This window comes from Nocardia stercoris (assembly GCF_003696265.1).
Lineage (GTDB): Bacteria > Actinomycetota > Actinomycetes > Mycobacteriales > Mycobacteriaceae > Nocardia > Nocardia stercoris.
The window spans coordinates 322,564-345,031 of sequence record NZ_RFFH01000004.1; the positions used below are offsets into that span (position 1 = coordinate 322,564).

At 67.7% G+C, this 22,468-nt stretch carries 20 protein-coding genes; 16 read left to right on the top strand and 4 right to left on the bottom strand.

The features are described 5' to 3' along the window. The first annotated feature begins 68 nt into the window (after window positions 1–68). Complete coding sequence (locus EBN03_RS34095) at window positions 69–533, top strand: threonyl-tRNA synthetase editing domain-containing protein (RefSeq protein WP_158675605.1); 465 nt, start codon at window positions 69–71, stop codon at window positions 531–533. 12 nt (window positions 534–545) lie between these two features. On the opposite strand, the gene EBN03_RS12455 is transcribed toward EBN03_RS34095, so the two are convergent. Continuing rightward, the gene (locus tag EBN03_RS12455) at window positions 546–1,766 is read right to left on the bottom strand and encodes a cytochrome P450 (protein WP_122188141.1); all 1,221 of its coding nucleotides are present in this window, start codon (window positions 1,764–1,766) and stop codon (window positions 546–548) included. Between the two features lie 337 nt (window positions 1,767–2,103). Here EBN03_RS12455 and EBN03_RS12460 point away from each other — a divergent pair, with 337 nt between their 5' ends. The 6 genes from EBN03_RS12460 (at window position 2,104) to EBN03_RS12485 (ending at window position 8,169) form a co-directional block, all read left to right on the top strand. Next, complete coding sequence (locus tag EBN03_RS12460) at window positions 2,104–3,000, top strand: TauD/TfdA dioxygenase family protein (protein WP_199742750.1); 897 nt, start codon at window positions 2,104–2,106, stop codon at window positions 2,998–3,000. A gap of 245 nt (window positions 3,001–3,245) precedes the next feature. Next, on the top strand, window positions 3,246–3,767 hold the full coding sequence (locus EBN03_RS12465; RefSeq protein WP_147471561.1) for a hypothetical protein: 522 nt from the start codon (window positions 3,246–3,248) through the stop codon (window positions 3,765–3,767). Window positions 3,768–4,422: 655 nt separating this feature from the next. Next, window positions 4,423–4,785, top strand: a complete 363-nt coding sequence (locus EBN03_RS12470; RefSeq protein WP_233608335.1) for a hypothetical protein — start codon at window positions 4,423–4,425, stop codon at window positions 4,783–4,785. A 156-nt stretch (window positions 4,786–4,941) separates the two neighbouring features. Beyond that, window positions 4,942–5,319 carry a MarR family winged helix-turn-helix transcriptional regulator gene (locus EBN03_RS12475; RefSeq protein WP_122188390.1) on the top strand — a complete coding sequence of 126 codons (378 nt, stop codon included), beginning with the start codon at window positions 4,942–4,944 and terminating at the stop codon, window positions 5,317–5,319. Window positions 5,320–5,422: 103 nt separating this feature from the next. Next, window positions 5,423–7,051 (top strand): carboxylesterase/lipase family protein, encoded by a 1,629-nt coding sequence (locus EBN03_RS12480; protein WP_122188144.1) that lies wholly within the window; start codon window positions 5,423–5,425, stop codon window positions 7,049–7,051. Window positions 7,052–7,377: 326 nt separating this feature from the next. Then, on the top strand, window positions 7,378–8,169 hold the full coding sequence (locus tag EBN03_RS12485) for an alpha/beta fold hydrolase (RefSeq protein WP_233608336.1): 792 nt from the start codon (window positions 7,378–7,380) through the stop codon (window positions 8,167–8,169). Between the two features lie 53 nt (window positions 8,170–8,222). Here the strand turns inward: EBN03_RS12485 and EBN03_RS12490 are convergent, their stop codons facing one another. Together EBN03_RS12490 and EBN03_RS12495 are read right to left on the bottom strand one after the other, a co-directional pair. Beyond that, window positions 8,223–9,731, bottom strand: a complete 1,509-nt coding sequence (locus tag EBN03_RS12490; protein ID WP_122188145.1) for a glycoside hydrolase family 5 protein — start codon at window positions 9,729–9,731, stop codon at window positions 8,223–8,225. A 652-nt stretch (window positions 9,732–10,383) separates the two neighbouring features. After that, window positions 10,384–13,137 (bottom strand): ATP-binding protein, encoded by a 2,754-nt coding sequence (locus EBN03_RS12495; protein ID WP_233608337.1) that lies wholly within the window; start codon window positions 13,135–13,137, stop codon window positions 10,384–10,386. A 137-nt stretch (window positions 13,138–13,274) separates the two neighbouring features. Between EBN03_RS12495 and EBN03_RS12500 the strand changes: the two genes are divergently transcribed. The 9 genes from EBN03_RS12500 to EBN03_RS12540 all read left to right on the top strand — a co-directional run bounded on the left by EBN03_RS12500 (window position 13,275) and on the right by EBN03_RS12540 (window position 21,195). Continuing rightward, window positions 13,275–13,622, top strand: a complete 348-nt coding sequence (locus tag EBN03_RS12500; protein ID WP_122188146.1) for a VOC family protein — start codon at window positions 13,275–13,277, stop codon at window positions 13,620–13,622. 28 nt (window positions 13,623–13,650) lie between these two features. Then, window positions 13,651–14,112, top strand: coding sequence for an iron chaperone (locus EBN03_RS12505; protein WP_122188147.1), 462 nt, complete (start codon window positions 13,651–13,653; stop codon window positions 14,110–14,112). Continuing rightward, window positions 14,109–15,032, top strand: a complete 924-nt coding sequence (locus EBN03_RS12510) for an ABC transporter ATP-binding protein (protein WP_122188148.1) — start codon at window positions 14,109–14,111, stop codon at window positions 15,030–15,032. Before EBN03_RS12505 ends, EBN03_RS12510 begins: the two co-directional genes overlap by 4 nt. After that, entirely contained in the window at window positions 15,029–15,853 is an 825-nt protein-coding gene (locus tag EBN03_RS12515; protein WP_122188149.1) for an ABC transporter permease subunit, read from the top strand. The genes EBN03_RS12510 and EBN03_RS12515 overlap by 4 nt, the downstream gene beginning before the upstream one ends. Window positions 15,854–16,589: 736 nt before the next feature. Then, the gene (locus tag EBN03_RS12520) at window positions 16,590–17,321 is read left to right on the top strand and encodes a DUF4097 family beta strand repeat-containing protein (RefSeq protein WP_122188150.1); all 732 of its coding nucleotides are present in this window, start codon (window positions 16,590–16,592) and stop codon (window positions 17,319–17,321) included. Continuing rightward, on the top strand, window positions 17,318–18,844 hold the full coding sequence (locus EBN03_RS12525; RefSeq protein WP_122188151.1) for an MFS transporter: 1,527 nt from the start codon (window positions 17,318–17,320) through the stop codon (window positions 18,842–18,844). Before EBN03_RS12520 ends, EBN03_RS12525 begins: the two co-directional genes overlap by 4 nt. Before the next feature lie 166 nt (window positions 18,845–19,010). Next, window positions 19,011–19,805, top strand: coding sequence for an alpha/beta fold hydrolase (locus EBN03_RS12530; protein ID WP_233608338.1), 795 nt, complete (start codon window positions 19,011–19,013; stop codon window positions 19,803–19,805). A gap of 88 nt (window positions 19,806–19,893) precedes the next feature. Beyond that, window positions 19,894–20,295: a hypothetical protein gene (locus EBN03_RS12535; RefSeq protein ID WP_122188394.1), complete on the top strand. Its 402-nt coding sequence runs from the start codon at window positions 19,894–19,896 to the stop codon at window positions 20,293–20,295. Window positions 20,296–20,406: 111 nt separating this feature from the next. Then, complete coding sequence (locus EBN03_RS12540) at window positions 20,407–21,195, top strand: CPBP family intramembrane glutamic endopeptidase (RefSeq protein WP_122188152.1); 789 nt, start codon at window positions 20,407–20,409, stop codon at window positions 21,193–21,195. 213 nt (window positions 21,196–21,408) lie between these two features. Here the strand turns inward: EBN03_RS12540 and EBN03_RS12550 are convergent, their stop codons facing one another. Continuing rightward, on the bottom strand, window positions 21,409–22,302 hold the full coding sequence (locus EBN03_RS12550; RefSeq protein ID WP_122188153.1) for a LysR family transcriptional regulator: 894 nt from the start codon (window positions 22,300–22,302) through the stop codon (window positions 21,409–21,411). Window positions 22,303–22,468: the final 166 nt, after the last annotated feature.

Sequence of the window (22,468 nt, forward strand, 5' to 3'; positions counted from 1 at the left end):
GCCTAGATTGCGTCGCGGCCGGTCCGGACTACGGTCCGCGCCGCTGCTACGCCACCCCGAGGATCGGCATGAATATCCTGTGCCAGCGCTGCCGGACGTTCGAGTACTCGCTGACCACACCGGGGCCGGGCGCGGCCGAACTGGATCCGGGCTCGCGCGGGCAGACCTACCGGTTCACCGACTGCGTGTTCCTGCTCGTCGGGATCGAAGAGGGCGATCCGCGGGCGACTACCGCTGCGGCGAAAGCGATCCGGCGCATCGCCCGCAAAACGGGGGCGACCCAGATCGTCCTCAACGGCTTCTCGCATCTGGCCCGGCCGAAGCTGCGGCCGACCGCGGCGACGGCGTCCCAGGCCCTCGATGCCCTCGCGAATCGATTGCGGGAGAACGGTTTCGCGACCCATCAGATGCCGTTCGGCTGGAACAAGTCCTGGCGTGCGGACGTCTGCGACGGTGAGTGGCAGCAGCGCATGGTCTATATCGAGCCCGCCGCCACGGCCACGCTGATGCCGTCCGGTGCCGAGATCGCCTGAGCCGCCGGCAGTTCACCAGGTGACCGGCAGCGACTCCAGGCCGCGGAACATTCGGCCCCGGCGGAACGGCAGGTCGTCGACCGGTACGGCGAACCGGAGGGTGGGCAGCCGGTGGAACAGCGTCCCGATGGCGACCTGTAGCTCGATGCGGGCCAGGTGGGCGCCCAGGCAGTGGTGTGGGCCGTAGCCGAAGGCGAGGTGTGGGTTGTGGCGGCGGGTGAGGTCGAGTTCGTCGGGGCGGTCGAAGACGGCCGGGTCGCGGTTGGCGGCCGGATTGTGCGCCACCACGGCGTCGCCGGCCGCCACCAGCGTGCCGCCCAATTCGGTGTCCTCCAATGCGATCCGGCTGAGCAGCGGACTGGTGGCCATCGGCGTGAACCGCAGCAGTTCCTCGATCGCGGTCGGCAGCAGCGCCGGGTCCGCGCGCAACAGGTCCAGTTGATCCGGGTGCGTGAGCAGGGTGTAGGTGAAGTTGCCGATCTGGTTGACGGTGGTCTCGTAGCCGGCGATCAGCAGCGTCACGCCGAACTGGACCAGTTCGTCCTCGGTGAGTTCGTCGTGTTCGTCGCGGGCTTCGACCAGGGTGCTGAGCACGTCGTCGGCGGGCTGCGCGCGGCGGCGCGCCACCAGCTCGGTCAGGTAGGTCTTGAGTTCCTCCCGCGCGGCGAAGATCTGCTCGGGGGAGTAGGCCGAGAGCGCGAGCACCGTATCCGTCCAGGTGCCGAACTGATCCCGGTCCTCGTACGGCACCCCGAGCAATTCGCAGATCATCGTGATCGGTAGCGGCAGAGCGAGATCCCGCACCAGGTCGGCGGGCGGCCCCTGCGCGATCATCCGGTCCAGCAGGGTGTCGACTACCTCCTGCACCCGCGGGCGCAGCTGCTCCATGCGCCGATGGGTGAACGCGCCCGCCGCCAGCCGCCGCAGCCGCGCGTGCTCCGCACCGTCCATGACGACCAGATTGGGATCGGAAGGCGGCAACGGAATCGACCGTGGCACATCGGCATCGACGGCGGCCGCACGGCTGAACCGCTCGTCCGACAGTGACGCCTTGACGTCGTCGTGCCGGGCGCAGAGCCACGCGTCACCGCCGTAGCGCATCGAAACCCGAGCCAGCCCTTCGCCGTCGCGCAGCCGGACCAGTTCCGGTTCGATGTCCAGGCGGCGGGCGGTGCCGGTCGGCAGCGGACAGGCGGCTGCCGGGGAGGTCCCGGCCGGTGGTTGTGGCGACATCGGCAGGCCTTTCTGGCGCCTTGTGGGCGCGATTGGATGGAAAGTGCTGTCACACAAGGTGTTTGGACGAGCTCATACCACGCTACCAACGGCAGGAGAACGCTCGCCACGGTTGGCGATGTCGGCTGTCGATGCGCTGCGTGCGCGTGACGGCGGAAACGGTCGGCGATCCGATCACGGTGATCGAAAACATGGCCTACCGATGTGCCTCGGGGCGACAGTGGCAACCCGAATATGCCGCGCGCTCCGGCAGTCCGACGCGCGGCGGACCGCTTCGTGCCTACGATCCGAAGCGCGATCGGGCCGATCGAACCGCCGAAACACTCAGGAGCCCACCGTGACCCACGCCGCAACCTGGTCGGTGACCCGGCTCACCGGGACGTTCGGTGCCGAGCTGACCGGGCTCGACCTCGCCGATTCCGCGGCCGCCGCGCAGATCCCGGCACTGCTCGCGGCGTATCGGGTACTCGCGGTGCGCGACCAGGACCTTGCTCCGGGCGCGCAGGTCGCCCTGGCGCGGGTCCTGGGTGAGCCCACACCCGCGCACCCGGTACTCCCCGGGCTGCCGGGCCATCCGGAGATCCTCGTCCTGGACGGCGAATCCGGTGGCCGAAATGCCCGGTGGCACACCGACGTCACCTTCATCGCGCGTCCCCACGCGGCCGCGATCCTGGTCGCCGACATCGTGCCGGAATTCGGCGGCGACACCTTGTTCGCCGACCTGCACTCCGCCTACGACGCCCTGTCCGCACCGTTGCGCGCCGCGGTCGACCAGCTGCGGGCCGTGCACCGCATCGCGCCCCTGGCCTACTGGGGTGAGCCCTTCGACACCGGCCTGTCGCGCGCCGACGCCGCCGACCTGCGGGCCGCTGCCGACCGGGTCGCGCCGGTCATCCACCCGGTGGTCCGGGTCGACCCGCGCACCGGCCGGCGCGGGCTGTTCGTGAACCGCGGTTTCACCTCGCACCTGGTCGGGTTGTCTCGCATCGAGAGCGACGGACTGCTGGATCTGCTGTACCGCCACATCGAGCAGCCCGAACTGACGCTGCGGCATCGCTGGCGGTCGGGCGACGTCCTGATCTGGGACAACCGAGCGACCTCGCACTACGCCGTCGACGACTACGGCCACACGGCGCGGCGAGTGCGCCGCGTCACGATCGCGGGCGAGATCCCGGTCGGGCCGGACGGTTTCGCGAGCCAGGTGTCGGAGGACCCGCTCGTGACGGTGCGCTGACCACCGGAAGCCGGGACGTTCGGCTCGGTACCCGAAGGTTCAGCACATTGTTGTAATTTACCGAAGTTCGGTACTGAAAAATATTGTCGCGCAGAGGTATTGCGCCGGATATCCGCGGTGGGGTTCTCGGGCTTCGATGCTTGCGCATTAAACATTCACAAAACGGGCCACCGTGCCGCTGTGACCCGATAATGTTTCACACCGCTCGACCCCGAGCGTCCATTCCGCGGAAAGAAGCAAGCTGGATGAGCATTACTAAGCGTGCCGGTTACACCCTCACCACCCTCGGCGCCATGGCGGCCATCGCGGCGTTCGCAGCCCCGGCGGCCAACGCCGACGTCACCGGCGTGACCGTGCAGACGCCGAACGGCGGGAACTACTGCGCGAACCAGTCCTACTCGGTCACCGTCACCGTCAGCACCGGCCTGCTCGGCGCGACCGGCCCGGTCAGCCTGCTCGACAACGGCAACCTGGTCTCGACCCAGAACGTGACCGGTGGCCTGCTCGGCGGCTCGCAGACCGCGGTCTTCGCCTGGACCCCGAGCAGCACCGGCAACCACTCGCTGGTCGCGACCCAGGGCGGCACGCTGCTGTCCCCGACGTCCACCTCGCAGCCGGTCGTCGAAGCCGTCACCACCTGCATCCCGCCGGTCGCCACCGGCTCGTTCTCCACCGGGCTCAACGGCACCGGCTCCACCATCACCAACAACAGCCTGAACATCGGGGCGATCATCACCTCGATCACCAGCGGCTCCGCGGCCCGGTAACCGCTGCGGCCCCCGCCGACTCTCTCCCGGCGGGGGCCGCTCCCGGTTTCGCCGGCCGGCCAGCTCGGGTCGAGAACGAGCCCACCGCATTTCGGACACTCCACGCCCTGGCCCGTACCCACGGGGTATCGGTACGATGCCCTTTTCCGGCAGCCCCTTCAATTGGTCGTAGCGCCACTGGCATTGCACGCACATGAAAGATGTCCGCCGGGCGGCCACCCAGGTCTGCCGCGACACGATCGACGACAGATGCTGTTTCCGCGTGCCGTGCGGGTTGCCGTGGTCGATGCAGTTGTTCAATGTGCTCCCGTCGATCCCGCCGTACTGGGCGCCGAAGGGAATGTCGGAAATAGACGGTCGGATCGGTGCCGATCGAAATATCGGCAAATTCGGATGCTTTCGCCATGATGCACTCCAGTCGCTGGAAGGAACCAGTCGGACCTCGTTGTGCAGGAGCATGCGCGGTGATCATATGTCGTGGACCGCTGGTCGCGTCGGCTCGGACGGCGGCGATCATGTGGCCGGTACGGTAGGCGATCATGGTTCGCGACCACGAGTACCGAAGCGCGTGTGTTTGCTGCTACCGACGGTGAATCGGCTTCTGTCGGTAACATGCAGCCGCTCCTGGCCGAAGGTCATCCTGAGGAGGATCTCCATGACGAAGACGATTCTTGCCGCCGCACGCATCGCTACCGCCGGTCTTTCGGGTCTGGCCTGTGTGGCGATCATCGGTTCCGGTGCTGCCCAGGCGGCGCCGCAGGATTGCGTTGTCGAGCGGGACCTCCTCGGCGCGGCAGCGACGTGCCAACCCGACGGAGGCAGCAACTACGTCCTGCACGTCGACTGTTTCGGCCTGTACGCCGGTGCGTTCTTCCCGCAGTACAACATCGGTTCCTACCAGGTACTCAGCTATCCCTTCACCCCGACGGGCCAGCGCGTTGCCACCGGCTGCACGGGTGTGGGTCCCGGCGTCGCCGCCGTGGCCACCAACGCTTATGTCGAGATCTATCAGGGCTAGGAAGTATCGACGGGACGGTCCCGGGCTTGCGCCCGGAGTCGCCGGGTGCCGCCGGGGCAGAATGGGGCGGTGGACTCTCCGGCCCGTCACCTCGAACCGGCGACCTCGGTCGAAGCCCGGCTCAGCACTCTGCTCGGTCCGTTACGGCGGGCGGTCATGCGGTCCACGCGCGCCGCGGCGGGTTTGCCCGACCTGCCGGAAGCGCAGATCGAACTGCTGCGGCTGCTCGTCGCGACCGATGGCATCACGCCCGGCGGGGCGGCCACCGAACTGCGGGTGGCGCAGTCCACGATCAGCAATCTCGTTCGGACCATGGCGGCGGCCGATCTGGTCGAGCGGCTCCCCTTGCCGTCGGACGGACGAGGCGCGCTGCTTGTGGCATCGACGCATGCGCGAAGCCTGCTCGCGCGGTACGACCGTGCCAGTGCGGCCGTGCTGCGTGAGGCCCTCGACGACCTTCCCGCCGCCGATCGGCGTGCGATACAGGACGCGCTCCCGGCATTGCAGCGCCTGCTGTCGGCGTTGAGCGAGTAACCGGCGCAATAGATTCGGCAGTCTCACCTGAACGCCCCACTCCCGGGCGGGTGGTCCCATATATTGCTTTTGTTTCAAAAGTAGATGCCAGTGGGAGTCACGCATGTGGTCTGTCCTCGCCCGTGGCCGCCGCCGGAGCATGGTGTGGCCGTGCTGGCCGGCGATTCTGACCGGCCTCGTCGTGCTGGCGGCTACCGCCTTCGCGCCCGCAAGCGCGGCACCCGGCGACCTCGCCGATCCGATCGCGACCGTCGCCACCGGATCGCTCCGGGGCTTGCGTGCCGACGGCATCGAGAAGTACCTCGGGGTGCCGTTCGCGGCGTCGACAGCGGGCGACGGCAGGTTCGCGCCACCCCGGCCGGCGTCCAGCTGGGACGGTGTCCGTCCGGCGACCGCCCACGGACCCCAATGTCCGCAATCACCGCCACTGCCCAGTGTCCCCGCGCTGCAACCCTCGAGCGAAGACTGCTTGACCATCGACATGTACGTCCCCGAACACGCGGCCGGCGCCACCCTGCCGGTCATGGTGTGGCTCTTCGGGGGTGCGTTCCTCCTGGGGTCCAATGCGCAATACGATTCGCCCGCCAGGCTCGTGCGCGAAGGACAGGTTGTCGTCGCCATCCCGAACTATCGGGTGGGCCCCTTCGGCTTTCTCGCACTCCCCGAACTCGCGGGCGAGGACGGCGGGGCCACCGGGACCTACGGCACGCTCGATCAGCAGGCCGCGTTGCGCTGGATCCGAGACAACGCGGCCGCGTTCGGGGGCGATCCGGACAATGTCACGCTGTTCGGCGAATCCGCCGGCGGCATGAGCGTGTGTACCCAACTCGCCTCGCCCACGGCGCGCGGTCTCTACAGCAAGGCCATCATCGAAAGCGGTTCCTGCGCACGCAGCCCGCTCGCACCGCCCACCGAGGACGCCGCGTACCGGACGTCGGCCGACTACGCCGCCGGGCTCGGCTGCGGCGACCCCGATACCCGGCTGCGATGCCTTCGGGCCCTGCCCGTCGATCGCCTGTTGGATTCTCCGACAACCATGTTGAACACCATGGATGTAAGTTGGCGGCCGGTTTCGGACGGTGTCGTGGTGACCAGCGGTCCTGAGGCCGCGCTGGCCGACGGAGCTGCTCGGGGGATCCCGCTGATCGTGGGCAGCAACGCCGGGGAGGGCGCGACTTTCGTGGCGTTGCTCGACTACGCGCACGGCATCGTCCCTGACGCGACCGGCTACGAGCTCTGGGTCCACGACTTGTTCCACGACGACAGCGCGCGAGTGCTGGCCGGATATCCGTTGTCCGGCTTCCCTTCCGCGGTGGCGGCCATCACTCAGGTGATCACGGACGGGTTCTTCGCCTGCCCCGCGTCGTTCATCACGCAGGCCGCGCGCCGCGGCGGTTCGAGAGTGTGGCAATACCAGTTCGACGACGCGCCCCTCAGTGGGAATCCGTTGCTGCCCGGCGCATTTCACGGTGCCGAGGTCCCGTACGTCTTCTCCGGACTGATGGGGCTCGCCATCCCGCTGCCACCCAGCGGCGACCAGCTGTCACAACGCATTCAGCAGAGCTGGGCACGTTTCGCGCACACCGGTGATCCCGAGACCCCAGCCCTCGCGCCCTGGCCGTCCACGTCCGACACCACCCTCGAACTAGCCAATGACCGCACTGTGCTGGGAGATTCGTTCCTCGCACAGCACCGATGCGATCTGTGGTCGGATATCGCGCACATCGGTTAGGGCGACGCCGCCGGAGAGGCTCAGCGAACGCACGCTCCGGGCCCGTGTCGGCGTCGGATCGTGACGATGTCGATCACCAGGCTGCCCGACGCCCGAGTCCGGTCGAACCGAGTGCGGTCGCGCGGCGGCCGCAGCGCGGCCTGGAGGGAACACGGTACATCGGGACGCCGTCGCGGTCCGTATCTGTCAGCGGGTGCGTCAGGTCCGTGTCAGCGCCATGGCAGCGCAGTCCGCGACAGTAATCACATCACCCCGGCCGAGGCCGCGAGCAACACCGAAGACCAGCTCACACAACGACTTCGACTGCATCCGAGGAGCAATCAGCCATGAACATCACCACCACCGCGGCCTGGACCGGAATGGTCACCGTCGAGGACACCGCCCTCGCGGTCACCGACACCGGCGGCACCGGCCGCCCCGTCGTCTACCTCAACGGCTCCTACGCCACCCGCAAGAACTGGAAGAAGGTCATCGCCGACCTCGGCCCCGGCTTCCGCCACATCACCTTCGACGAGCGCGCCCGCGGCAAGTCGCAGACCTCCGCCGACTACTCCTTCGAAGCCTGCGTCCGCGACGTCGACGCCGTCCTTGCCGCCCGCGGCATCACCGAGAAGCCGATCCTGGTCGGCTGGTCCTACGGCGCCCTGGTCGCCGTGCACTGGGCCGACCGCAACCCCGACCGCGTCGCCGGCGTCGTCTCCGCCGACGGCGCCATGCCCTGGGGCTTCACCGACCAGGAGAACCTCGACCGCATCCGCGTCATGTTCGCCAAGATGGGCCCGATGATGTGGCTGCTGCGCCCCTTGCAGCTGGCCGCCCGGATGACCGCCGACCAGCACGCCGATGTCAACATCGAGTTGAACGTCCTGTGCGCGAACCTCGCCTCCGTCCTGGACCGCCTCACCACCCCGGTCCGGTACGTCATCGCCACCGGCGCGAATCTCGGCGCGGCAGAAGAGGAAATGGCAGCCGTCCGTGCCTCCCTGGAGCCGTGTCTGGCCGCCAACCCGAACCTGACCGTCAGCTCTCGGGTCACCAGCAACCACTCGAAGATCCTGGCCAAGGACTTCCACGCCGTCGCCGAAGCCGTCCGCGAAACCGCCGCCGCACTCGCCTGAACTTCAGGCCGAGCCCTCCGGTTGCCGAAGCTTCGGCAGGGGCCGCAGGCGGATCATCCGCAGGTGACGGCGATCCGGTAGTCACCGGCCGACGGGACCGGCACGGTGACGCGATAGCCGCCCGGGACCGGGGTGACGGATGCGACGCCGACGTTCTGGCCGGTCACCTGCGCCGAGGAACAGCGTTGCGGTACCCACAGATCGGCGGTCGCACCGCCTCCGGTGGTCTGTCCGGCCACAGTCAGTGCACCGGAGGGGATGTCGGGACCGAGGGCCGTCAAGGTCCCGGGAGTGGCGCGGGCGTAGGGGCGGGAGATGACGGCCAGCGTGTCCGGGTCGGTGGTGGTCCCCCATCCCGCGACGGCCGGTCCCTGGGTGGCGCAGGCCGGGCGGGTGTGGCGGACCTGGATGGCGTGCGGGTCACCGCAGGCGCCCTTCCAATGCCACATCGTGCCGCCGATGCGGCGTGAATCCTCTTGTGCGGCATAGCGGTGCCATTGGTCGAGGTTTTCGGGATAGTACTCACCGGACAGCAACGTCGTTCCGTAGTTGCGTGCCGCGGTCGCCGCGGCATCGAATCCGTCTTCGATCGTTCCGGGGGCCAGGCCACCGGATTCGTTGTACAGGTGTGGGGAGTAGACGGCATTGTCGTTGTCCACGAACGATGGGAGCGGGCCGGGCAGCGGGAGGAAGCTACTGATCACACCCGGCTCGAAGAAGGCGATGTGGTGGAATCCGCCGCGGGTGGCGGTCTCGGTGGCGCGCAGGGCCGGGACGACACGTTTGTAGTAGTTGCCGAGCAGGACGTAGTCGTCGATGCCGACGAGCAGGCCGGGGTTGGGTTCGTTGAGCAGGTCGTAGCCGGCGATGGCGGGGTTGTCGGCGAATCGGGCCGCGACGAACTGCCATGCTTTGATCTGCTCGTCCTGGATGCCGTCGGCGTTGTCGTAGAACCGCTGGAACGAGGACTGTACGGACAGAGATATCTCCCGCATGCCGATCCGGCAGGTGCCCATGGTCCCGGCGAGCGACGTGGCCCACGCGGGCGCGCCGTCCCATCCCACGCTCGGTTGCATGAACGGCGGGCACCAGGTGCCGTCCGGGGTGTTCACCGCGGGACCCCAGGCGTCTTGATGCATGTCGAGGATGACGTAGATGTCGTGCCTGCGCGCCCATTCCACGTTCTGCGCGATGAGATCCAGGTATCCGGGATCGAACACGCCGCGCTGCGGTTCGATCCGCGACCACGACAGCACCATGCGCACGACGTTGTGTCCCCGCGCGGAGATCGCCGCGTAATCGTCTTCGGTGAGCGCGACATTCGGTGGGAGGTCCGGCCACTCCTGGTAGTAGCCGCCCAGTCCGTTGACGTTCACCCCGCGCAGCAGCACCGTTCGGCCACGGTCGTCGACGATGCGCGCGTCGTTGCCGTGTGTCGCGTGCAGGCTGTGGGTAATCTGCGGAGCGGGGGTGTCGGCGTGTGCGGCCGGCGCTGCGGTGACCAGCGCGGTCGAGGCGGCCAGCGCTGCCGTGAACATCGCGACCTTACGGGTCGAGCGCATCCGTGCCCTCCGGTCCCATTAATTGGACGATTGACCAGAATGCAGGATAGGTGGAGATCGCCTGCCCGCGAGGCGAAACCGACTACCTCCCGACATCGAACCGCTGTGAATTCCGATTGCGGATGAGCTGGATCGGTGCCCGCTTTCGCGGAAGACCTCAAGGAGCTGCCAAAGATGTTGTCCTGCAACGGAATTGGAAATCGGATTGTCTGTTGGCAACAATCAGCGGTACGCCAGCTCGCTTGCTCGTCGACATTCCAGGACTTCGGTCTGCGCAAGTCGGTCGGAACGCCGTGCCCGCTGCTCACTACGCACCCGGTCGCCGAGCATTCTGGTTGGGATCTTGTTGGGGTCCGGTCCAGATCGGGCCCGAATGTCCAGGCGACTTCTGGCGCTGACCTGTAGCGGAAGCGCCCCCGGCGGGGCACTATAAGGATGGGAACGGTGGTGACCAGTGGTTTTCATGGGGGACGCTGACGGTCGAAGCGAGATTCGGCCGTCCCCAGCTGGATTGACGTTCGCTTGTTCACGTCTGATCACATCAGGTCGCGGTGGCCCTTCTACCTGCGACCATGGCCGTCCTCGACGCACTATCGTGCACGTCGGATCCGGGGGCGGTTGTCGTCGGCAGGTCCGGGTGATCGTCGTGTGCTCATGGGTTCGCCATGAAACCGAGGGATTTCATGAGTGCCGCGCCGTCCGGGTCACCGCCCAGGATCGAACTGCGGGCCTGTTGAACCGGGCAGCCCGCGGCCTCGAACGCGGTCGCGGTGGCCAGCACTGCGAGTCGATCCCCATCCTGGAGGGCGGTGGCGCGTGCGGTGATCGCGGAGGCGATCGGGTTTCCCGCCACAGTATTCTTTGCTGCATCCAGAATCTCCGCTGCCTCCGGCCGGCGAGCCAGCACCGCCGCCTCGGCGCGCAGCGCCACGTACCAGTGCCGCCAGATCCACAGCACTTGCTCGTCCAGATCGTCAGGTGCCGTGGCCAATTCGCCCCAGGCCCGGTCCGCGTCCCCGGCGTGCAGCAGCAGCACGGCATCGAACACCGCACACCACACTGCCGGGGGCCCGGACAGCTCGGTAGCGATCGCCTGCCAGCGGGCCTGCGCGGGAGCGTCGCCGCGCAGACCATGGACCAGGGCAACAGCCGCCGCGGACACCGCGAGCTGCGGCGCGGGGAGCCGCCCGGACAGCTCCCAGGCGTCGGCGAACCGCCGGCTGCCGGCTCGAACCGCGTCCGCGTCCCCGGACAATGCCTCCACCACCAGAATCCGTGAGGTTGCCAGATCGCCGCGCTCGGCGAGCAGTGGCAAGTCACGCAGCTGTGCGGCCCAGGTGCGAGCGCCGGCCAGATCCCCGTTCGCGAGACAGCTGTCGGCGGCCTCGGACAGCGCGCCGACCCGCTCCAGCGCACCAGCCGCGGTCGCCGGTGCCGCAGTGAGCAGTTCGACCCGGCGACGGGTTGTGACCGCGCTCGCCGCCGTGTCACCGCACCACCATTGAGCCGCGGCCAAGGCGTCCAGCGCCGCGCTACGTGACAGCGGATCAGCGGTTCGCTCGGCCAGTTCGACCGCTCGTGCGGCCAACGAGATCGCCTGGGAGCCATCAGATTCCGCAGAACGGATGCCGCATTCGGCGACCGCGACCGCGGCCGCGGCGGCCGGATCGTCCCCGGCCAGGTCTCGGGCCGTGGCCAGCAGCTCGGCCGTCACCTGCGGCGCGGGCAGGTGGTCGAAGGTATCGGACATGCGGAAGCAGGTACTCACTGCCGTCGCGAGATCTCTTGCGGCAGCTGCGGTATCGCCGACTTTCCGCGCGACCTCCGCAGCCGCCAGGTACAGCCGGTACATCTCGGCGCCGTGGATCCGACAACCGGCCGTGGCAGCGGCCTCTCGCAATGCCGCGGCCGCCACCGCCGGGTCGTCGGTGAGCATCGCGGCCTGCTCGTAGCGCCGCTGCGATTCACCGATCAGGTTGCGCGTGAAGGTGATCCGCGCCAGCGCCAGCGCCAGGTCGCACGCCTGCGCTCGATGTCCGGCCTCGGCTGCCGCCCAGTTCAGTGCCGCTCGAAGGTCGTCGGCCACGAAATCGAATTCGGTTCGCCACGAACCGGTTCCGGTGTGCTCCGTGAGCTCGGTCGCGGTCGACCGGCTCCACGCCAGGTGCCGAGCGAGTGTCGCGGGGAGCTCGCCGAGAGTGTCGAGCTGCTCCCGGGTGTACTGGCGAACGGTCGCCAGCACGCGATATCGGATGCCGGTTCCGGTCGGAACCACGGACAGCAGGCTGTGTTCGGTGAGCCGCGCCAGTCCGTCCGCGACGTCTGCCGGCGCGAGCGGGGGATAGCCGGTCACGATGGCGGCGGCTGCGGCGGTGAAGGGCCCGGCGAATACCGCTGTCCGTCGCAGCAACAGACGATCCGGCTCGGGCAACAGCGCTTGGCTCCAGTCGAGTGTGGCCCGCACCGACCGGTGTCGTTCGTCGGCGCGGCGTCCGCCCACGAGCAGCCGCAACGGATCGGCCAGGCTGGCGGTCAGCCCGTCCAGACCCAGCGTGGGCAGCCGGGCAGCGGCCAGTTCGATAGGCAGCGCCAGACCGTCCAGCCGGGCACAGATCTCGGCCACTCGGTCGGCCTGTTCGGTCGGCACCGGCCAGCCCAGTGCCGCCGCCCGATTCAGGAACAGCGCTACGGCATCCGCGTTCTCGTCCAGCGACAGCGGCGGCACCGAATAGACCTGCTCGAACGGCACCATGAGCCTGGACCGGCTCGTGGCCAGCACGGTCACGCCCGGACAGCGGGCCAGCAGTCGCTCCAGGAACAGCGCCACCCCGTCCAGCAGATGTTCGCAGTTGTCCAGAACCAGTAGGAGCCGCCGGTCAGCGAGCGCCGCCGTCACCGAATCGTCCAGGCCCCGGCCCAGTTGCTCCCCGATGCCCAGGGCCTGGGCCACCGCCGCGCAGATCATCGCCGGGTCGGTCACCGGGACCAGATCTACGAACCAGACGCCACCGGCGAACTCGCCGGCCAGATCCGCGGCGACGGCCAGCGCCAGCCGGGTCTTGCCGACGCCACCGGGACCCAGCGCGGTCACCTGTCGATGGGCGACGACCAGGCCGCGCAGTGCTGCCTGCTCCTCGACCCGGCCCACGAAGGAGGTCAGGGTTGTGGGCAGTGCTGCGACCGGGGATGCGGCCGGTTCGGGATCGCCGAGCTCGGCCGCTCGGTCCGCGAGCGCACGCCGATCGGGCACCGCGGCCTTGCGCAGCAGCGAGGACACGTGGGTCTCCACGGTGCGAACGGAGATGAACAACTGCGCCGCGATCTCGGCGTTACTGCGATGCTGCCCGACCAGGGCGAGGACCTCGGCCTCCCGGACCGAGATTCCGGCGGCGATCTGCTTCGACACGCACCCATTGTCGCCGGTTCCCGGTAGCGCCACCCGCGTAGCCGATCCGTAGTGGATTCCGTAGTCACCACGGATGTTCCGCGGCCCCGCGATTCCTACCGTGGAAACCACAAGAACACGACATCACAGGAGATTCCATGACCACCCTGGGCATCAAGACCGTGCTGCACCCGGTCACCGACCTGGCCGCCGCCAAGCCGGTCTACGCCGCCCTGCTGGGCGTGCCGGTGACCGCGGAAAGCCCGTACTACGTCGGCTTCGAGGTCGGCGACACGCATGTCGGCCTGGTCCCCGGCGGCGGGCCGCAGGGCATGACCGCACCTGTCACCTACTGGGCGGTCCCCGACCTGGAGGCGAAGCTGGCCGAACTGACCGCCGCCGGAGCCACTGTGGCGGAACCGATCCGCGATGTCGGCGCGGGCCGCCGGGTCGCCACCGTGGTCGACCCCGACGGCAACGTGCTCGGTGTGCTGCAGGACCGCTGAAAACCTCGACTCGGCAAGGACACAGACCATGACCACGAAAAACACTGCCACCGTGAGCTTCTCGGCCGAGGAGCGCGCCGCCATGAAGGAGCATGCGCAGGAACTGAAGACGACGGCCCGGCGAAATGGCAAGACGGCGAAGGCCGACGGAACGGCTGACGTGCTGGCCAAGATCGCGCAGATGGCACCCGCCGATCGTGTATTGGCCGAACGCATTCACGCCATCGTCACCGCCGAGGCGCCCCAGCTGAGCCCGAAGACCTGGTACGGCATGCCCGCCTACGCCCGCGACGGCAAGGTGGTCTGCTTCTTCCAGAGCGCGGAGAAGTTCAAATCTCGTTACGCGACGCTGGGATTCAGCGACTCCGCACACCTCGACGACGGCGCGATGTGGCCGGTCACCTACGCGCTGACCAGCCTGACCACCGCCGCCGAGCAGCGGATCGCCGACCTGGTCCGGACCGCGGCAGGCACGGTGAGCGTCCGATGATCGAAGCGAAGAACCTCACCAAGCGCTACGGCCCGCGGATCGCGGTGGACGATCTGTCGTTCACCGTGGCCAGCGGCCGGATCACCGGGTTCCTCGGCCCGAACGGCGCGGGCAAGTCCACCACCATGCGGTTGCTGCTCGGCCTCGACCGGCCCGACGGCGGCACCGCCACCATCGCCGGCCGACGTTACCGGGATCTGCGGCAGCCGCTGCGCGTCGCGGGAGCCCTGCTCGACGCGAAGGCGGTGCATTCCGGCCGCAGCGTCCACAATCACCTGCTCGCCCTGGCACATACCCAAGGCATCGCCGCCACCCGGATCGCGGAAGTGCTGGACCTGGTCGGACTGCGGGACGTGGCGCGCACTCGCGCCGGAAACCTCTCGCTGGGTATGGGACAACGGCTGGGCATCGCCGCCGCGCTGCTCGGTGACCCACAGGTGCTGATCCTGGACGAGCCGCTCAACGGACTCGACCCGGAAGGCATCGTCTGGGTCCGGACACTGTTGCAGCAGCTCGCGGCCGAGGGCCGAACCGTGCTGCTGTCCAGTCACCTGATGAACGAGATGGCGGTCACCGCGGAGCATCTCGTCATCATCGGGCGCGGCCGCCTGATCGCGGACTGCTCGGTGACCGAATTCGTCGAACGCCACAGCGAACACACTGTGCTCGTCCACAGCCCGGACGCGGCCGCTTTGCGGGAGACGATCGTCCGGGAGGGCGCCACCGCGACCGCCGGCGGCCGCGATCGGTTGGTGGTGTCGAACATGGCGGCCCAACGCATCGGCGAACTCGCCGCCGCCACCGGCGCAGTTCTCTACGAGGTCACCGCGCGACGCGCGTCACTCGAGGATGCCTTCATGGAATTGACCAGGGAGTCAACCGAATACTTTGCTACCGCGACCCGAAAGGATGCAGCATGACCGCCACCCTGGTCCGCGAACCCGCAACCTCCCCACCCACCGGGTTCAGCCGGCTGATGCGCGCGGAATGGACCAAGATCCGGTCGGTGCGCTCGACCGTGTGGTCGTTGGTCCTGCTCGTCGCCGTCACCTGGGGTTCCACCGCACTGTTCGTCGGCCTCGGCGCAGCGAACTGGGATCACACCGATCGGGCGGACCAGGCCAAGATCCTCGCCGACCCGACCGGCATGATCCTCGGGTCCGGCTCACTGCTCGGCCAGCTGACGATGTGCGTACTGGGCGCCCTGGTGATCACCACCGAGTACTCTTCCGGCACCATCGTGGGCAGCCTGCTGGCCGTCCCACAGCGACGGTCGATGCTCGCTGCCAAGGCGGTGGTCTTCGGGCTTTTGACGCTGCTGGTCGGTGTGATGGTGTCGTTCGGCTCGTTCTTCATCGGCGAGGCCCTGTTCGCGCACATCGCGCCGGTGTCGCTCGGCGATCCGGGCGTGTTCCGGGCCGTGGTGGGCGGTGGTCTCTACCTGGCCATGGTCGGGCTGTTCGCGATGGCGATCGGCGCGGTCGTCCGGCACACCGCGGCGGCGATCGCCGGCGTGATCGGATTCGTGCTGGTGTTGGCCCCGATGGCGCAAATGCTCCCCGGCAGCCTGGGCAAACATGTGCACGCCTACCTGCCCACCGAGGCCGGTCGCACCATCGCGCAGGTCGTCCCGGCCCCCGGTGACCTGCTGACCCCTTGGCAAGGATTCGGAGTGTTCACGCTGTGGACGGCCGTACTGCTCGCGCTGGCCACGGTGCTGATCGAACGACGCGACGCCTGAACGGAACACAGCAGCGCGACACCTCGATTCGAGGTGTCGCGCTGCTGTTTCGTCGGCAGATGATGAGACTCAGCCGATGGTCACCAGTCGCGCGCCGCCGTCGGCCCCGATGACAGTACCGGTGATGTTGCGGCTGGTGGCGGCCATGACCACGACCTCGGCGACCTCCTCGGCGGTGGCGATGTGGCGAACCGGTAGCGCTGCTACGGCTTCGGCGAAAGTGGTCGCTTTCGGCGTCGTCGGGCAGTCCGTTCGAGACCACAGGGGTGTTCACCATCCAGGCGACACCGCGTTGACCCGAATGGGGCCAGTTCCACGGCCAGCGCCTACTTCGCGGCTTGTGTTCCCATCCTTATGTATTCCCCCGGGGTGCCTTGCGCAGCGGTCTGACCTGGGATTTCTCGAGCGGCGACCTCAGGAGGGCTCGCCGCTCGAGCACAAGCAACCGCGCTTGAACTGCGAAACAGCTGTCACAGGTCGAGTGCCCCCGGCGGGGCACTATAAGGATGGGAACGGGGGCGACCAGCGGTTTTCGTGGGGGACGTTGACGATCGAAGCGGGATTCCGTCGCCCGACATGAGACTGATGCTGTCGATCCGGTCGCCGACGCGGTCACCGAAGGTTGCCGGACGATGGCGAAGTTCGGAGCCGCTGAGCAGCGACATCAACCCGGGCTTAACGAACGTTGAGGAATCGCCCGTTGTCGGTGTTCCGAGTGTCGTAGACGCTTTCCGGCATGAACACCGAAGATTACAACGAGCCCCGGAGGGCGACAGATGTCGCTGCCACACAGCAGTTTCCGGCTGCCGCTCCGATCTCGGCCGTCCTCGATATCCCCGCCGGGCAAATCCGGATTCTTGCCGGGGAACGTACCGACGTCATCGTCGAGGTGCGGCCCGCGGATACCGGGAAGGACCGCGACAGGCAGGCAGCACGACAGGCCACGGTCGGATTCGCCGATAACGTGCTCGGAATACAAGTCGTTTCGACGACCCGGATTCCGGGTCCGTCCGGCTCGGTCCAGATCACTGTTCAGCTGCCGGCCGGTTCTCGGATCGTGGTGACGGCCGCCAGCGCCGAGCTGGCCACCGCCGGGGCGCTGGACGAGGTCACCTTCGACGGTGCGCTCGGGGTGATCGGGATCGAGCGGGCCACGGTGGTGCGGGTCAGCACCGCCTCCGGCGACGTCGCGGTCGGGCGCCTGGACGGCAACGCACATATCAGCACCGGTCGCGGCGACATCCGGATCGACGAGGCCCGGCGCGGGCAGCTCGTGCTGCGCACCCAGGAGGGCTCGGTCTCGGTCGGTGCCGCCGCCGGGGTGACCGCGACGTTGGATGCCGGCACGACGTTGGGCCGAATCCACAACGCACTGACCGGCACCGGTGAGGTCGTTGGCTTGACCATCCACGCCACCACTGCCCGGGGCGACATCACCGCCCGGACCCTGACGGAGGCGCGGCGATGACCGGATCGGCCGTGGCGCGCGAGCCCGGTGCGCAGACCCGTCCCGACTCGCGCCGCTGGTTGATCCTGATCGTGCTGTGCCTGAGCGCGCTGGTGCTGGTGGTCGACAATATGGCCCTGTCGGTCGCGGTACCGGCGCTCACCCGCGACCTGCACGCCGGAGCGCAGGATATCCAGTGGATCCTCGACTCCTACATGTTGGTCTTCGCGGGCCTGCTGCTCACCGCGGGCAGTTTGTCGGACCGGTTCGGCCGCCGTCGGGTCATGATCGTCGGGCTGACGCTGTTCGGTTGCGCGTCTGCGGGCGCCTCTCTGGTCGAGACTCCGGCGCAGTTGATCATCGCCCGTGTGGTCATGGGTATCGGTGGTGCGCTGATCATGCCGTCCACGTTGTCGATTCTGATCACCGTCTTCGATGCCGAGGAACGCCGCACGGCGATGGCGGTGTGGGGCGCGGTCAGCATGCTGGGCCTGGTCGGCAGCCCGCTACTGGGTGGCGAGTTGATCTCCCATTGCTCCTGGGGCGCAATATTTTTGATCAATATTCCGATCGTTATCCTGGCTGTGGTGGCGGCGCTGGTGCTGATGCCGGAGTCGACGGGACCATGGCGGCGGCCCGATCCGCTGGGAGCCCTGCTGTCAGTGACCGGTACGACGGCGCTGGTGTGGACGATCATCGAGTTGCCCCGCAACGGCATTCACAGCGTCGCGACGGTGGCGGCAGCGGCCGTGTCGGTCCTTGCCCTGGTGGGCTTCGTGACTTGGGAGACCACCACATCGGAGCCGATGGTTCCGCTTAACCTGTTCCGGGACCGGGACTTCACCGGCGGCAGCCTCGCCCTCACTCTGGTGCAGATCGGCAACGGCGGCTTGATGCTCGCCCTGACCCAATACCTGCAATCCGTCCGAGGCTACTCACCGACTGCTGCCGGGCTGGCCTTCGTCCCGATGGCTGTGGCATCGCTGCTGGCCAACACGCTCGGCGCGAAACTCGGTGTCCGACTGGGCAGCCGGACACTCACGGTGGCCGGGCTGTCGGTCATGGCGGCCGGTTCGGCCGTGCTTGCCGTGCTGCACGCCGACAGTAGTTTCGCGCGAATCGCGATCGCGTTGCTGGTGTTCGGTGCGGGTTCCGGGCTGGCGCTTCCGGCGGCGGTCACCGCGCTGATGGGTGTGGTTCCGGCCGAAGAGGCGGGTGTGGGTTCCGCTCTCAACAGCACCCTGTCCCAGGCTGGCGCTGCCTTGGGCGTGGCGATTCTGGGCAGCATCCTGTCGAGCCGGTTCACCTCGGGCATGCCCGAGTCCGCACCCGGCACGGCGCGGAATTCGCTCGGCGAAGCCCTCGGTGTGGCCGCCCGGACCGGCGATGTCTCCCTCGCGGACACAGCTCAGCACGCTTTCACCACGGCCATGTCCGTCAGCTTCCGCGCCGGTGCGGTGGGAATCGTCGCGGCGGCGATCCTCGCGAACGTGCTGCTGCGAAGCCGAGCCCCGGCAACACCGCACCGAATCCTGCCGCGTTGACCAGCGTGAACCGCTGAACACACCCGTCAGCGGGCGTGTCAGGTCCGTGTCAGCGCCATGGCAGCGCAGTCCGCGACAGTAATCACATCACCCCGGCCGAGGCCGCGAGCAACACCGAAGAACAGCTCACACAACGACTTCGACTGCATCCGAGGAGCAATCAGCCATGAACATCATCACCACCACTGCGGCCTGGACCGGCATGGTCACCGTCGAGGACACCGCCCTCGCGGTCACCGACACCGGCGGCACCGGCCGCCCGGTCGTCTACCTCAACGGCTCCTATGCCACCCGCAAGAACTGGAAGAAGGTCGTCGCCGACCTCGGACCCGGTTTCCGCCACATCACCTTCGACGAACGCGCCCGCGGCAAGTCCGAGACATCCAACGACTACTCGTTCGAAGCCTGCCTCCGCGATATCGACGCCGTCCTGGCCGCTCGCGGTATCACCGAGAAGGTGATCCTGGTCGGCTGGTCCTACGGCGCCCTGGTCGCCGTGCACTGGGCCGACCGTAACCCTGACCGCGTCGCTGGTGTGGTCTCCGCCGACGGCGCCATGCCCTGGGGCTTCACCGACCAGGAGAACCTCGACCGCATCCGAGCCATGTTCGCCAAGATGGGCCCGATGATGTGGCTGCTGCGCCCCCTGCAGCTCGCCGCGCGGATGACCCCCGACCAGCACGCCGACGTCAACATCGAACTCAACCTGCTGTGCGCGGAATTGGCCCCGGTCCTGGACCGCCTCGCCACCCCCGTCCGCTACGTCATCGCCACCGGCGCGAATCTTGGTGCGGCCGAGGAGGAGATGGCTGCCGTACGGAAATCCTTGGAACCGTGTCTGGCCGCGAACCCGAACCTGATCGTCAGCTCCCGGGTCGCCAGCAACCACTCCAAGATCCTGGCCAAGGACTTCCACGCCGTCGCCGAAGCGATCCGCGAAACCGCGGCCGCGCTCGTCTGAGCCGAGACTCATGCTCGGCCGATTCCTGTTCCTCTCATTGTCGGGTCAATCGACCTGCACCCCAACCGATTTCAAGGAGAACCCCATCATGGCCGTCACCCTGAACGACCAGGACAAGCTCACCGTTCGCACCGCCGCCTACGGTGCGATCTCCCTGCTCGCCGCGGCCGGCGCCGCCGGCGGTTCCCCGCACAAGATCGCCACCACCGGCAGTATCGCCCTCGCCTCGGCGACCGGCGAGGTAGGCCGCGTCCTCGCCGAGAAACGCACCGGTGTGAACCTGGACGGCAAATCGGTCGCCGACATCGCCGACCAGGTCCTGCCCGCCCTGACCGCGTCCATGGAACTGCTTGCCGCACAGGACGAAGCGGAAGCGGACAACTTCCGCGCCACGGTCCTGGTCGCGGTCGAGGCCGCCCGGCAGAACCAGAGCGGACCGACCCTGGTGGAGATGACTGTCAAGATCACCGCCGCCCTCGACGCCACCTGATGTACCGAACGCCGCGGCTGCCGGCATCCCGATGACAGATCCCGCAGCCGCGGCGCGGCCGTCGGCCTCAATCGACCGACCAACCACCACGAGTCTCGAGGAGCCCATCTCATGTACGCCGTTGCGCATGCCCGACCGAACGCGGTAGCCGAGCGGCTATCGAGCGACCGTCATTCCCTTCCGCTGTCCGTCCTGTTGCATCTAGTCCCCGGCGCTCTGGTGGTCGTCGCCTACCTGCTCGTCGCCGAGCCGATCGTCGAGGCCATCCGCTACCCGACTCTGCTGGGGTGGGCGATCGCGCTGTGTCTGGTACTGATTCCTGTTCTGCTGGGCCTGTTCGGGTTGGGCTACCAGCGCAACGGGCGCTTCTCCCTGCACGGGGTGGTGCACTACACCGACCGTCCGGTGCCGCGCGGGAAGCTCGTGGCGATGGTCGTCCCGCTCATCGCGTGGATGATGATTCTGAGCGTCGTGACCGAACTGGTGAACCGGTTCTTCCTACATCACTTCTTCACCTGGGTGCCGTTCACCAAGGGGGCCGGCAGTTTCACCGCATTCCTCCACGGCTACTCGCACACCACGATGGTCACCACGATGCTGGTCTGCCTGCCGCTGACCGGAATTTCGCTCCCGCTCATCGAGGAGCTCTACTTTCGCGGCTTCCTGCTGCCGCGCCTGTCCCACCTGGGCCGCTGGGCACCAGCGGCGAGCGCGGTTCTGTTCTCGCTGTACCACTTCTGGACGCCGTGGGTGTTCGCATCGCGGGTGATCTTCATGTTCCCCGGATTCTGGTTCGCTTGGCGGAACAAGGACATCCGGATCTCGATGGGCATGCACGTCGGCGTGACCTCCACCATGGGAGCCTTCGGCGCCGTGGCCGTCACGCTGAATCTCCTCTGAATACCGACCCGCCGCCATCGGTCCCGCCCCGTGATTCAGCCCCGCAGATCCAACGTCTCGCCCAAAGCGTGTTCTTCCCCTACAGCCAGCAGCTGGGGATCGGTGAACAGCGTCGGGCCAGCGCCGGAGATATGTACAGCTGCTCCGCCGTCCGGCCGAAATGCAGTTCCTCGGCCAATGTCAGGAAGACCCCGATATCGCGCAGCCCCACCGCTATTCCCGCATCCGCAAGGTGCCGACCGAGCGGACCACCTCGGCCAGCGCCCGGATCATGTCGTTCTCGGTTTCCGTGCGCCACACCAGGACGAACCGTAGCGGTGCCAGGTCGGGGATGGGAAGGTACCGGATGCGCGGCATCGACCAGAATTCGGTGACGTGGCTGGGGAAGGCCACCGAGATATCACCCATCGCGATCGCGTCGATGAGGTCGTCGTCGTTCGAGTACATGCCGACGCGCTCGATGGTTCGCCCACGCGGTGTCTGGAGTGGGACGAACCCGTTCTCCCAGTAGTCCAGCTCGAGTTGGGACAGTGGTTGCGGGAAGTCCGCGAGCATCTCGATACCGATGCTGGACCGGTTGGCCACGGGGTGGTCGTCGGCGACCGCCAGCACCCGAGGATCATCGAGCAGCATCGGACCCACGGTCAGGTCCGGTTCCTCGACCGGTAGCCAGGCGACGAACACATCGAAGTCACCTCGGCGGAGCTGGGCGAACGGCTTGGTGAAGTCCACGTGCCGAATCTGCAACTCCCACTGCGGGTATCGTTTACGAAATGTCTTCCAGTAGTGCCACAGACCGAAGAAGTTGAGCGGCATCATCCCGACCTGCAGCCGACCTGTGACGCCGCGAGCCGCCCTGCGTGCGTGCTCGAAGGAGTCGTGCAGGCCCACGTAGTGGGGCCGCAGATCCTCATACAGTTGCTGTCCGATGGCCGTCAATCGCACTGTGCGGCTGTTCCGTTCGAACAGCAGGGCGCCGACGAGCCGCTCCTGTGCTTTGATGACCTGACTGACTCGGGCCGGGGAAATAAACAGACGTGCCGCGGTACGGCCGAAATGTAGTTCCTCGGCCAGCGTCAGAAAGACCTCGATTTCTCGTAACTCCACTTGTACCTCGTGTGACCTGCGATCAGGCTGCGTACCGCGATCTTCACGCGGATTGTAGGACGATCGTCCCAACCCGAGTGTTCTCAGGGTTGGAGCTTTATTGCAGAAGAGTCTTCCGGCCTTGCGGTCGGTGGCCACCCCGTGGTGGTGCTCTAGGTGAGTCTCA